This is a genomic window from Pontibacter toksunensis, from assembly GCF_042686245.1.
In the GTDB taxonomy this organism is placed as follows: Bacteria; Bacteroidota; Bacteroidia; order Cytophagales; family Hymenobacteraceae; genus Pontibacter; species Pontibacter toksunensis.
In genome coordinates, this window is the sequence record NZ_JBHUOX010000001.1 from 537,112 (window position 1) to 549,942 (window position 12,831).

13 protein-coding genes are annotated in these 12,831 nt (G+C 45.5%); 7 read left to right on the forward strand and 6 right to left on the reverse strand.

Annotated features, from left to right (window positions below; genetic code table 11):
* The first annotated feature begins 49 nt into the window (after positions 1-49).
* A complete protein-coding gene (locus tag ACFS7Z_RS02340; RefSeq protein WP_377480279.1) occupies positions 50-1,948 on the forward strand; it encodes a M1 family metallopeptidase in 1,899 nt (632 codons plus the stop codon).
* Positions 1,949-2,090: 142 nt separating this feature from the next.
* On the opposite strand, the gene ACFS7Z_RS02345 is transcribed toward ACFS7Z_RS02340, so the two are convergent.
* Entirely contained in the window at positions 2,091-2,582 is a 492-nt protein-coding gene (locus ACFS7Z_RS02345; protein WP_377480282.1) for a YciE/YciF ferroxidase family protein, read from the reverse strand.
* A 328-nt stretch (positions 2,583-2,910) separates the two neighbouring features.
* Between ACFS7Z_RS02345 and ACFS7Z_RS02350 the strand changes: the two genes are divergently transcribed.
* Positions 2,911-3,801 carry a cyanophycinase gene (locus tag ACFS7Z_RS02350; RefSeq protein ID WP_377480285.1) on the forward strand — a complete coding sequence of 297 codons (891 nt, stop codon included), beginning with the start codon at positions 2,911-2,913 and terminating at the stop codon, positions 3,799-3,801.
* Between the two features lie 552 nt (positions 3,802-4,353).
* Here the strand turns inward: ACFS7Z_RS02350 and ACFS7Z_RS02355 are convergent.
* On the reverse strand, positions 4,354-5,289 hold the full coding sequence (locus ACFS7Z_RS02355) for an isoaspartyl peptidase/L-asparaginase family protein (RefSeq protein ID WP_377480288.1): 936 nt from the start codon (positions 5,287-5,289) through the stop codon (positions 4,354-4,356).
* Between the two features lie 300 nt (positions 5,290-5,589).
* Here ACFS7Z_RS02355 and ACFS7Z_RS02360 point away from each other — a divergent pair, with 300 nt between their 5' ends.
* Entirely contained in the window at positions 5,590-5,961 is a 372-nt protein-coding gene (locus tag ACFS7Z_RS02360) for a DUF3127 domain-containing protein (RefSeq protein WP_377480292.1), read from the forward strand.
* Positions 5,962-6,204: 243 nt separating this feature from the next.
* Positions 6,205-6,819, forward strand: a complete 615-nt coding sequence (locus ACFS7Z_RS02365) for an AlbA family DNA-binding domain-containing protein (protein ID WP_377480295.1) — start codon at positions 6,205-6,207, stop codon at positions 6,817-6,819.
* A gap of 17 nt (positions 6,820-6,836) precedes the next feature.
* Here ACFS7Z_RS02365 and ACFS7Z_RS02370 read toward each other — a convergent pair whose 3' ends face one another.
* Positions 6,837-7,286 carry a hypothetical protein gene (locus ACFS7Z_RS02370; protein ID WP_377480298.1) on the reverse strand — a complete coding sequence of 150 codons (450 nt, stop codon included), beginning with the start codon at positions 7,284-7,286 and terminating at the stop codon, positions 6,837-6,839.
* Between the two features lie 358 nt (positions 7,287-7,644).
* On the opposite strand from ACFS7Z_RS02370, the gene ACFS7Z_RS02375 reads away from it, so the two are divergent.
* Complete coding sequence (locus ACFS7Z_RS02375) at positions 7,645-9,027, forward strand: PhoH family protein (protein WP_377480649.1); 1,383 nt, start codon at positions 7,645-7,647, stop codon at positions 9,025-9,027.
* Between the two features lie 136 nt (positions 9,028-9,163).
* Here the strand turns inward: ACFS7Z_RS02375 and ACFS7Z_RS02380 are convergent, their stop codons facing one another.
* Entirely contained in the window at positions 9,164-9,694 is a 531-nt protein-coding gene (locus ACFS7Z_RS02380; protein ID WP_377480301.1) for a DinB family protein, read from the reverse strand.
* 8 nt (positions 9,695-9,702) lie between these two features.
* Positions 9,703-10,257, reverse strand: a complete 555-nt coding sequence (locus ACFS7Z_RS02385; RefSeq protein WP_377480304.1) for an SRPBCC family protein — start codon at positions 10,255-10,257, stop codon at positions 9,703-9,705.
* Positions 10,258-10,464: 207 nt separating this feature from the next.
* Here ACFS7Z_RS02385 and ACFS7Z_RS02390 point away from each other — a divergent pair, with 207 nt between their 5' ends.
* The gene (locus tag ACFS7Z_RS02390) at positions 10,465-10,917 is read left to right on the forward strand and encodes a YkvA family protein (protein WP_377480307.1); all 453 of its coding nucleotides are present in this window, start codon (positions 10,465-10,467) and stop codon (positions 10,915-10,917) included.
* 140 nt (positions 10,918-11,057) lie between these two features.
* Here the strand turns inward: ACFS7Z_RS02390 and ACFS7Z_RS02395 are convergent, their stop codons facing one another.
* Positions 11,058-11,939: an alpha/beta hydrolase gene (locus ACFS7Z_RS02395; protein WP_377480310.1), complete on the reverse strand. Its 882-nt coding sequence runs from the start codon at positions 11,937-11,939 to the stop codon at positions 11,058-11,060.
* 432 nt (positions 11,940-12,371) lie between these two features.
* Between ACFS7Z_RS02395 and ACFS7Z_RS02400 the strand changes: the two genes are divergently transcribed.
* Entirely contained in the window at positions 12,372-12,650 is a 279-nt protein-coding gene (locus tag ACFS7Z_RS02400) for a hypothetical protein (RefSeq protein WP_377480312.1), read from the forward strand.
* Positions 12,651-12,831: the final 181 nt, after the last annotated feature.

The following is a 12,831-nucleotide window of genomic DNA, read 5'->3' on the forward strand; positions in this document are numbered from 1 at the left end:
TCTGTTGGCATTTATGCCTATCTTACACCTAAAAGAAAAAAAGTAAAAAATGAACGTATACCTACGATGCATACTGGGGCTGGGGGTGGCCGGAAGTCTGCAACTTGCCTCCTGCTCTACGCAACCTGCTAAAGACGATTTATCTATGACAAAAGAACAAAGCGCTGCTGAGGCAGCCCCTGTTGACGTGCACAGTTATGCAAAGCCCGCAGAGGCTGTGGCAAAGCACCTTGACCTAGACATTGCGGTTGACTTTGAGCAAAAGGTGCTCAGCGGCCAGGCAGCTTACCACATTGAGAATAAAACAGGTACAGACGAGATAATCTTCGACACCCGCAACCTGCAGGTAGAAAAAGTTTTGTTGGGTGAGGAAATGGAAGAAACCACCTTCCGTCTGGGCGAAGGCAACCAAACACTGGGGCAGCCACTTATCGTGAAAATCAAGCCTGACACTAAAAAAGTAACCATACAATACAAAACCTCCCCGGATGCGGCTGCCCTGCAGTGGCTAAACCCACAGCAAACGGCAGGCAAGCAGCACCCCTTCCTCTTCACGCAGTCGCAGGCCATCCTAGCCCGCACCTGGATTCCGATTCAGGACAGCCCCGGCATCCGCATCACCTATAATGCGAACATAAAAGTGCCAAAGGAACTGCTTGCCGTGATGAGTGCGGAAAACCCGGTAAAGAAAAACGATACCGGCAATTACTCCTTCGAGATGAAGCAGCCTATCCCCTCTTACCTGATGGCCCTTTCGGTGGGTGATATGACCTTTCGTGAGATTGGAGAAAAGACGGGCATCTATGCTGAGCCTGAGACAATAGAAGCGGCAGCTTACGAGTTTGCAGAGATGGACAAGATGCTGGTGGCAGCCGAGAAGCTGTACGGCAAGTACCGCTGGGACCGTTATGACCTGCTGGTGCTGCCGCCCTCTTTTCCTTTTGGCGGAATGGAGAACCCGCGCCTTACTTTTGTGACGCCGACTGTGCTGGCTAAGGACCGTTCCCTCACCAGCCTGATAGCACATGAGCTGGCGCATAGCTGGAGCGGCAACCTTGTCACGAACGGCACCTGGAACGACTTCTGGCTGAACGAAGGATTTACAGTATACTTTGAGCGCCGCATTATGGAAGAGCTCTATGGAAAAGAATATGCAGATATGCTGAACGTGCTGGGCCACCAGGACCTCACCAATACCATTAATGACTTAGGGGCTGGCAGCGAGGACACCCGCCTGAAGCTAGACCTCGAGGGGCGCGACCCGGATGAAGGGCTGACGGACATTGCCTACGAAAAGGGAAACTTCTTTTTGAGAAACATTGAAAGAGCCGTGGGCAGAGAAAAGTTTGATGCTTTCCTGAACAAATACTTTAGCACGTTTGCCTTCCAGAGTACGAACACAGATAAGTTTCTTGACTTCCTGCGCACCGAGCTGATAAAAGGAGACGAAGAGCTGGCTAAAGAAATAAATGTGGAGGGCTGGGTATTTTCACCGGACTTACCCGCAGACTTCGTTCAGCCTACCTCCTCCCGTTTCGCTAAAGTAGAGGAAGCTTACAAAAGCTGGCAAAGCGGAAAGCCGGCAGCTCAACTGAACACAAAAGAATGGTCGAGCCATGAATGGCTGCACTTTATCCGGATGCTGCCGGAGCAGATGACACAGCAGCAGTTGGCGGAACTGGATAAGGCCTTTAACTTTACCAACTCCGGCAACTCAGAGGTGTTAGCAGCCTGGTTCCTGCATGCTATCCGGAACAACTATACCACAGCCGACAAAGCACTGGAGACTTTCCTTACGAACGTTGGCCGACGCAAGTTCCTGGTGCCGATTTACAAGGAGTTGATCCAGACACCGGAGGGGAAAAAGAAGGCCCTGGCGATTTATGCGAATGCAAGGCCAAATTATCATGCAGTTTCCACAGTAACTCTGGATGAACTGCTAAAATAAGAGAAAATAAAAGAGGCGCAGCTCATAATGAGTTGCGCCTCTTTTTTAAGTTTGTGTAGGTTGAAAGCTCTGTTACCTTCTTAGCTGCTGGTTGAGCCAGGCGAAGGTACAGAGCCCTTCTTATATCAAATCAGCATGGAGCTTATTTCTCGGCTTTTGTATTGATAGCCTGCTCTGCAATTTTGGTGAGCAGCTCATCTGTCTTCTTCTCTTCTTCAAGAGTAATAGACAGCTGCTTTAACACATCTTTCATACCTAATTGCTTGGCATAGGCACATACAGTACCGTAAGCTGCAATCTCGTAGTGTTCTACCCGCTGTGCACTCGCAATCAACGCTGCATCCATAACACTGGCGTCTGCACGCTCACTCATCATAGATTCAGCCTCTTTGATAATGCCCTCCATAGCAAGGCACTTTTCTCCTGTTGCCTTTTTACCTATAGTTTCGAATACACCTTCCAGGCGCTGAATCTGCTGCTCAGTCATTTCCAGGTGGTTCTGGAATGCCTGCTTCAGTTTGTCAGATGAAGTCGCTTTTATCATTTTAGGCAGCGCCTTCGTTATCTGCTTTTCAGCACTGTAAATGTCTTTAAGTTCGTGGATCAATAAGTCTTCTAAATTATTAAGTTTCATAGCTTGAAAAGGTTACGCGTTAAAAAAAATGAATGGCTTGTCAGCCTATGTACACCTATACGACACACCAATGACGGAGTTTTAATATATGATTTTTTATTAGCTAAATTGATTGAAATTTTCTCCTGCGCAATAATAAATATAAATTAATCTATATACTTGTATAGAATATTACAGACTTTGTAAGTCTCTGTACTAGAGGCAAACGGCTCTTACAGGTGCAATTCTTGAAACGAATTTTATTTAATGCGGTAATCTTATTAGGATGGTGGCGTGTTTTGTAAATTGCATGCTACTCAATAAATAAAGATTAACTACAACAGCACCCGTGGACAAACCTAAAGGAAAACTTATTGCTATAGGCGGAAACGAAGACAAAGGAACGTATCCCAACCCGAGATCAAAGAAGAAATATTACCTCGATTTTTTTGAATTAGGTATTCTGAAGCGGTTTCTGCAAGAGATTCCTGAAAGGAAACCACAAATAGAAGTAATCACAACGGCCTCCATGATACCCGAGGAAGTCGGGGAACGCTACCTCAGTGCTTTCCGAATTTTAGGCGTAGAGGATGTAGGTTTGATGCACATCCGAACTGAAGAAGACGCACTGGAACCCGACTACCTCAAACGTATAAAAAAAGCAGATGGTGTCATGTTCAGTGGCGGCGACCAGTCGCGGATAACCCGTATGTTCCTGAACACAGACATCCTGGAGGTTTTAAAGGACCGCTACTGGCACGAAGACTTTGTAATAGCCGGCACCAGCGCAGGGGCCATGGCCATGTCCCGGATCATGATTAAAGGCGGCAGCGCGCCGGAATCGCTCCTGCGTGGCTCTGTTAAAATAGGGGAAGGCCTTAATCTGATTGAAGGCGTCATAATTGATACCCATTTTGTAGTGAGGGGCCGTTTCGGGCGCCTGATGGAAGCAGTGGTGACACACCCTAAAACAGTGGGCATTGGTTTAGGCGAAGACACTGGCGTGCTGCTCACAGAAGGACATATTATTGAAACCATCGGCTCCAACCTGGTCGTGGTAGTAGATGGCCATGAGGTACAGTACACTAACGTGCATGAGATAGAAAAGGGCCGTCCCGTTGCCATCGAAAATATGGTGATGCATGTGCTGGCAAAAGGCAACCTATATGATTTCAACTCCCGCCGCTTCTTCAGAAGCGAAGAAGATTACCACCATACTCAGTTGCTTGAAGCCAAGTAACACAACCTGTATCAATTAGGAGTGCAGGATTAGCAGATGCTACTAAGAACCTGCAGCTGCCACAGTTCCTATCTGTTACTCTTATTGCTGCTATGTAATACTAAATCTCTTGAACCGGATTCCATTGTATTGATTGTATGTAGGCCTGTCTAAGCTACCGTAGCAGTTGCTTGGACAGCGGCAGCAGACCTACTGTTTCATTTCTATTGCTCCGTGCTCTCCAGGCCGAGGGGCCTCGTCTTGGGGGTAGGGGCCCTCTTTTAGGCATCGCGCCGGGAGTTTTTCTGCGCCAGGACGCTGCCGCTCCCGCGGCACCTAAAAATCTCCAAATGCGCTCAACCCAAAGACTGTAAACACCTTCACTTCTTGCCAACGAATAGGAATGGCTTATTTATTGTAGGAGCTTTATATGAATTGGTATAAGTCTCCTCTTATGTCCATCCCTGCACAGGGATGTATCTTTGTAATCAAGGACAGCTCTGAATAACAGTCTGAGAATTCAGCGACTTATATTATAATTGTTCTTATGCTGGTACTCCAGCCAAAGCCAAATCATACCTCCTTATAGATGGCTACAAAAGTATCTTCGTTGCTTTTCCTGTATGCCCGGTACATGCCCTCGGAGTTAAAGGGAAGCGCCACCTCTCCTGCTGCATTTACGGCAATCAAACCTCCCTCGCCGCCAAATTTCACCAGCTTATTCATTACAACTTCTTCGCAGGCCTGCTGTAGTGTATAGTCTTTGTACTCTATAAGGCAGGAAACGTCATAGGCAACAACAGCCCGCATAAAGTACTCCCCATGACCGGTACAGGAAATGGCACAGGTACTATTATTAGCATAAGTACCAGAACCTATAATGGAAGTATCGCCGATGCGGTTGTAGCGCTTGTTTGTCATGCCCCCTGTGGAGGTGGCGGCAGCTACATTTCCTTCATAATCTACGGCAACTGCACCCACTGTTCCAAATTTCTGGTCTAGCTGTTCGGTGTGGTCCATCATAAACAGGTTTGAATCGCGCACCTCGCTCCATTGTTTGTAACGGTAGGCATCAAAAAAATAAGTTTCCGGCTCAAAGGCAAAGCCGTGGTTGCGGGCAAACTCTTCAGCACCATAACCACTCAGCATCACATGATCGGAATGCTCTATCACTGCCCTCGATAGCCTGACAGGATTTTTTATACCCTGTACGCCCGCTATGGCTCCGGCCTGAAGTGTTTTACCACACATAATGGCTGCGTCCATTTCGTGCCTGCCTTCCTTTGTGAAAACGGAGCCCCGGCCGGCATTAAATAAAGGGTTATCCTCCAGGCTCACAACAGCCTGTTCTACAGCTTCCATAGCAGGCTTACCTTCCTGCAACAGTTTATGCCCGATTTCTATTGCTTCCTCTAGGGCGGCTTTATAGGCTTTCTCCTGTTCGGGTGTAAGTGAGGTTCTCGTGATGGTGCCTGCTCCTCCATGAATGGCAATAGCTATGTTATTCATAGTATATAATAATCTTCTGTTCTGGTTGTTTTTCCTTACGCCTTTCTTCCTGATGCTGTTCATTTAAAAAAACGACGGCTTTCTTGGGAATAAAAAAAGTGACGCAGAATGGACTTCATCTAATGCCTGATAATGATTAGGAAAAGAATGTAAGGCATAACCAATTAAGCTTTAAACAGGAAGAGATAAAGGTACAATTAACCTAAATTTTGTAAATGTTTAGGTGCTGAAATGGACTCAAGTCAGGGGAAAAATCGTTATCTTTGTTCTAATCTAGATAACCTATATAATTCATAAATTATGTCGTTTGATATCCAAGGTAAACTGTACGAAACGTTTGAGGAGCAGCAGGTAAGTGATAAGTTCAAGAAGCGCGAGTTCGTGCTGGAGATTCCTGATGGCTCTTACACACAGTATGTGAAGTTTCAGTTAACACAGGATAAGTGCAGCCTGTTAGAGTCTTTCAAGAATGGTGATGAGGTAAAGGTAACATTTAACCTGACTGGTAAGCCATTTACAAAAAACGGCACTACCATGTACTTCACAAACCTGCAGGCATGGAGATTAGAACCAGCAGGTGGAAATACACCTGGCGCATCTGCCGGAGCACCCACGCAACAAGACGCTCCTTCCTTCTACAGCAGCGACGCAGACAACGATTTGCCATTCTAAGCAAGCACATCATATACAGAAAAGCGAGCCCTATAAAGCTCGCTTTTTTTATGCCTCTGATTCATAGAGGCTATCTTTTCTCCTGCAAAGCTCCTACAAATAAGACTTAAGTAGCATGATTTTTAAATTAGACTTCACAAAAAAATACTTGAATAGCTTTGAAGGATATCTCTATATATTCCTGTAGAGCGGCATAACCAAAAACCGAATTTACAGTTTATACTTACAGCATCTCCCTAATTTATGGACGAACTACAGCGCCTGATACTATTAGGCGAAAACGACACGGTTGATTTTAAGCAACGGGTAACGCAACCAGAAAAAATAGCCCGCACCCTTGTTTCCTTTGCCAACACAAGGGGAGGGATTATTTTGATAGGAGTAAAAGACAACGGCACCATCTCCGGCATCGACCCTGAAGAAGAAAAGCACACACTGCAGCTAGCTGCTGATTTTTACTGCGATCCTCCTGTGAAGGTACAATATGAGGAAGTGGAGGAAGACAAAAAGACAATACTTAAAGTAATTGTTCCTGAAAGTAAGGTGAAGCCGCACTTTGCTAAAGTAAAAGAAGATGACTGGAGAGGGTTTGTGCGCGTGAAAGACAACAGCGTGCAGACAAGCAAAATGGTGAACAAAGCGCTGGAGCCCGAACCTTTTGAGCGCCTGCCGCTGGACCGGCATGAAAACGCGGTGCTGGGATACTTGGAAGTCAGCCCCCGAATTACCCTCAAGCAGTACATGAAACTGGCGAACCTCTCAGAGCGACGTGCCTATCGCACACTTGTAAAACTGGTGATTCATGGATACCTGCGCCTGCACGATAAAGAGAAGGAAGAATACTATACCCTCAGCTAACCTTACTACAGTTTAGTTTATTTGAACTGCCACATCAGGTTCCCTTTTTCATAGTACTCTGTGTGCAAGTAGGTACCACTTGGTTCATATACCTTCCATCCGCCAAACCAGTAGTATCGTACTTTCTCGTCGTCTTCTACCCGCTTTGCCTGTCCTACCTTCTCTATCGAACCGTCCTTCCTATACCGCGTCACCTGTATGTAATCCAGAGTTCGTTTGTAGCGCTCTATCATCATCAGTTCTCCTGTAGGGTAATAGTAGCGCCACCTGCCCACTTCCCTCCCGTGCTTAAACCGGCCATTCCTAACTAATACCTTATCTTCCTTAATGTAGACCTTCCACCGGCCATGGTATAGCCCCTCTTTATCAAAGCGATTGATTCTAAAAGGCCAAAAGCCTTTTTGGGTCTGGCTTGCGTGCCCTAGCAGTGGCAGCAGCAGGAAAGAAAGTATGAGGAGGAGGCGCATAAACACTTACTTTAGATATAATTTATAGCAAGCAAAAGCATCAGCAATTCTATAACTGGAGGAAAGTTAAAAATAATTTCTATTTAACTAAACTATTAGTTATACTTCTTTGCTTATACTAAAGTTTTGACACTTAACCTTGTATAGGTTATTCTTAAAGTGTAATATAATGCTGTTACACGAGGGGCACTCCTGAGCTCCATTTGCCGCGTAGCCTACCTTTGCATTATCACGTAAACAGCAACAGAACTCGTGACAAGACAGGAGCATTGTGGAGCAGATAAAACGTTTAGTTTTCACCCTTAGCCCAACCCCTATGGCAAGCCCTACCAAAAAGACCACTGCCTCCTCTGGCAGCATGAAAGTTTCCAAATCGAGTAGTACTGAAAAAACAGCAAAGACAAAACCGAAAGTAACAGAAGCTAACGACAAAAAGATATTTGTGCTGGACACGTCGGTGATCCTCTACGACCACAGTGCCATCCAGAACTTTCAGGAACATGATGTAGCCATTCCCATTACAGTATTAGAGGAACTTGATAACTTCAAGAAGGGCAACGACATTAAAAATTTTGAGGCCCGGGAGTTTATACGCTTCATAGATAAACTGTCTGCCGAGCACCGCCTGCAGGAGTGGCTTCCCCTCAACGGAAAAAACAAAGGCTACTTTAAAGTGTTGATGAATGAGACCTCGGATATAGATGCCTTAACCATTTTCGGAGACAAGAACGACCACCGCATCCTCAACTCCGCCCTTTCCCTGAAACAGGAGAAGCCGGATAAGAAGATTGTGCTGGTTACAAAAGACATTAACCTGCGGCTGAAAGCCCGCGCCCTGAACATTACCGCTGAGGATTACGAAACAGGAAAGATACAGGATGTTGCCGGCCTGTACACAGGCAACGACACCATAGAAGACATATCGCCGGCTGTGATAAGTGAGTTGTATGAGAAAGGAGTGTGTGAAGCTGACAAGGTATTGCAGGAGAAACCAGCAGACAATCATTACTTTATATTGAAAAGCTTTAAGAGCTCTATTTTAGCTTTTTATAATGCCGCAGAAAAGCAACTGGAGCGCGTAGACAAATTAACAGCCTTTGGCGTGAAACCCCGCAACGCAGAGCAGGCGTTTGCCATACATGCACTCACTAACCCTTACATAAAACTTGTGACGGTACAAGGGGTGGCCGGAACAGGTAAAACCTTACTGGCACTGGCTTCTGCCCTGGAGCAGCGTCGGGAGTATAAGCAGATATACCTGGCCCGGCCGGTGGTGCCGCTGAGCAACAAGGACATCGGTTACCTGCCCGGCGACATCAAATCTAAACTGAACCCATACATGGAACCGCTCTGGGACAACCTGAAGTATATTCAGAACCAGTTTTCTGAGACAAGTAAAGAGTACCAGAAAATCCGGGATATGGTGGACCTGGAAAAGCTGATGATTACTCCCTTAGCCTACATCAGGGGCCGCAGTTTGTCTAACATAGTTTTCATCGTGGACGAAGCCCAAAACCTGACGCCACACGAAGTAAAGACAATCATATCCCGTGCAGGTGAGAACACTAAAATCGTTTTCACCGGAGACATATACCAGATAGACACTCCTTACCTCGATTCCCAAAGCAACGGTCTCTCCTATCTGATTGACCGCGCCAAAAACCATCCTTTGTATGCGCACATTACGCTGCTGAAAGGAGAACGATCAGAGTTGGCAAACCTGGCGAATGAGTTACTTTAGAGGGAATACTGATGACATTATCAACAGAAAGCCCTGCGATACTTCTATCGCAGGGCTTTCTGTTGATAATGTCATCGTCAAAACATACACTTTCAGGTTCCTAAACCACCGCTTTATAAATAGGATTTTATTATCACTACGGCTTCTGCAGGTACCTCGTCTTCAGGATATTTAAGTGGTGCAGTTCATGTGCTGCTATAACATGCAGCAACCCACGCAGCTTCATTTTACGGCCGTTTGCTACACCATAATTATTTATCATTTCGTGCGTAAAGGAATGGAACATGGCCATGTTGGATCGGCGGGTAAGCTCATATTCATCCAAAAGACTTTCCAGGGAGCGAATGTTAGCAAATGAATTGTGAATATATTTTGCTTCGTCCCAGCCAGGCAGAGAGGCTTCTTCCCCTCTGCTAAAGCAGAGCGCCCGGTATCCGAAAATACGGTCAGAATCAATAAGATGCTGCAGTAACTCCTTTATACTCCATTTCCCCTCCGCGTACGCTTCTTCTGCCTGCTCATTAGAGATATCCTTCAACATATACCGCAAGTCTGAGGCCTGCTTCTCGAGCATAAATAGAAGGTCGCCCTCCGGCAGGAGCTTCATGTAGTTCTGGTAATAATCCGGATATTCGTCTGTAGTTGGTCTGTTGATGGTAACTGGCATATGCTTTTTCACTTTAATGCTTTCTTCTTACTGTTGTTCATAAGTAATACTTTAAGGCCCAGCAGCCCCTTTTCCGCCTCATCCTGCTTCTTATAAGATTTCATCAGGCAGGATAATCTTTCCCATGGTTTCTCTCCGAAAGTAGCCTGCTGCAGCCAGGTAACCTCGGTGCCTCCTTCTACTGCAGTTAGTATAAAAGAGCCTTGCAACCTGCTGGTGTCATCTTCTGCATTCTCTATATAAAGAAGCGAAGAAGGGCTGATGCTCTCGGTAAAGACCACTTTCCCGTTGCCAACCTTGTCTCCGCTCCACTGCATACGGGCGCCTGTACCTGCCATCGGTCCACCGTAAAGGTAAATCATGCTGGGGTCCGTTTGTTTATTCACTACCGTCCATTTCTCCCACTCCATCGGGTTAACCAGGTGCGCATACACCTCTTCAGGAGTAGCAGGCAACACCATGCTCTGCCGCACTTCCAGCTGCGTTGGGAGCAGGAAGGATGCACCCGCCAAAGCTGCAGTAAGCAACAGCAGGAATAAAAGCACGAAAGAGAGAAGCTTCATTCAGATTATATTTTTGTGTTATGTGCTTTGGTATTGGGGGGTAATTTACACCAATTTAAAGCAGCTTTTATATAGGAAACAAGCGGCATAGCATATATTTTTTCACTTATTCAGCACCGTCAAAGGGCAGCTACAGCAGCCTAAGCAGCCTAAATAGCTTTAGTCACGTAGAGGGTAATAAATGAGTTAAAACCAACATGAACAGATATGATTAACGACTGGATACATAAAGGATTAAAATATTCACAGAACCCGATTTTCAAGAAATTCCTGGGCAAGTCTGGCAGGCTACTCGGAAAACCAGCGAAGCTCGGCCTGCTGTTAACATCTGCCTACAGCAAGTTAGTGGATGTAGATAGTAACAAGAGTAGCTTTGAACAACTGAAGGAATTTATGATGACCTTTATCCGGCTGGTGAAGTTTTACATCAACGGAGATTACCGCAATGTCTCCCGGAAATCCTTGATGATTGGTGTGGCCGTGCTGCTTTACCTGGTTACTCCGCTGGATATCATTCCGGACTTTATACCGGTTATAGGTTTGCTCGATGACCTGAGCCTGATGGCTTGGTTTATTGATGCCTTTCAGACAGAAATCAATAAGTTCAGGCAATGGGAAGCCGATACCAACTTCGACCACACCCGCATTGGCTCCCTATAAATTAGAGCCCACTATTTTAAGCCGTGCAGGAGAACTGATTTGCCGGCAAAAGCAAAAGGACAAAAAAGCTAAAGGCGGCCACTGAATACAGTGGCCGCCTTTAGCTTTCCAAAGATTCAACTATACAATATGAGCTGAACTTAATACTGATGGAAAGCCTCTGAAACAAAAGAAAGCACTTTCGGCAGCGACTCCCGCCAGTAAGTCCAGTTGTGGGCACCGTCTCTTACACGGAACTCATGCGGGATGTTATTTTTGCGCATAGCAATGTGAGCCAAAGCATTACCTTCAAAAAGAAAATCGTCATCACCGCAGTCAATGAACCAGCGTACAGCCTTTTTCTGATCTTCCGGCATATTCTGAATTAATTCCAGCGCACTGTGGCGCTTGTAATGTGCCTCTATGGCGGCATCTGTTGCTGTAACAGGCTTGTTCCCTATCCGCTCCATAAAAGTTTTGGCATCTGCCAGTGATAGCGGACCAACCGCAGCGCTCAACGGGCACGCAGATGAGAACAGCTCCGGGTGATGCAGCGCATACATAAAGGAACCTCCCCCACCCATAGACAGCCCAGCTACCGCCCGGAAGCGCTTTTCTCCTTTGATGCGGTATTCTTTCTCAATAAAGGGCATAAACTCCTCAAAAAAGAAATCCTCGTAACGCCACTCTCCTGTAACATCATTAAAATACCCTCGCTGGCCAGTATTTGCATCCGGCATCACTATCACCATGGGTGTTGCTGTGCCTTCCAGTATGGCTTTGTCTGCGATCCGGAGCACTTCCCCAAATTGTACCCACCCCGTCTGGTCGTCACCAGCTCCATGCAGGAGGTATAAAACCGGGTAGCTGCGCTTGGAGATGTCATAGTCCGGTGGCAGGTAAATCGCATATTTCCGGTTGTCCTTCAATATTTTGCTTTTCAGCGTCAGGTTATCCAGCACTCTTCCGGTAGTCTGTGCGAAAAGGGTTGCCGGCAAGAGGAGGAGGACTGCCAGGAAGGCAGTGATGTAGTGTTTTCTCATGTGTTTTAGGTTGGTTATTTAAAAAGTTTAAAAGGTTTTGCTTTAGCAGGAAATGCAGCTAATCGAAAAGTATTAGACTAAGTTAGTTTTCATTGACCAACTTACAAACTGAAGGATTAATACATCGGTTTTAGAGGAACTAATGCATAACGAAAGTTGAAAAAAATCTGGCTGGTAAAACTTTTTTGCTTTAAACCATGACTATATCAGACTCATGTTCATAGTAATGTTGATGGCAATGAAGCACAGGCTTTTATGCCTGAAAGCATAATTAGATTTTTAGTTGAAGCTGGACCGGGATTTTAAAATCACAGCAACTGTTTTTGTGCCACAGGATGCTCAAACCCAACATTAAAGTAGAAAAACTAAACAATAGGACAGGGTTTTCGTTTTCATAGTAATTAGACCAAATTTTTAAACTAAAATATAACTATGGACACATCAGCAAGAGATTTAAAAGAAAAAGCAGATAGAGCAAACCCTGATCACAAAGAAGGACCAGTAGCAGCAGCTATCGAGAAATATACTGCTAAATTACCTTCAGATGTATTTTTATGGGCTGCCTTAGGCTCCATGGCTATTTCTGCAACATTGAAAATAATGAAAAAAGATGAGGAAGCATTGTTCGTTGGACAGTGGGCTCCGTCTTTCTTACTTTTAGGTAATTACAACAAGATGATTAAGTTATCTGGCTACGAGACAGATAAGTAAGATTATCTGATTTGAATATAAAAAAAGAGGGAGCACTAGCTTACCTCTTTTTTTATATGGCTGGCTTTACGCATATAGACCTAACAGCTGTTCTAATAGTGCTCATAAAATTAATTGCTCCTATAGCTCATAAATTCGGAACAGAGCCTGAAACAGCCTTAAGCCCCTCTCCTTCCTGCTT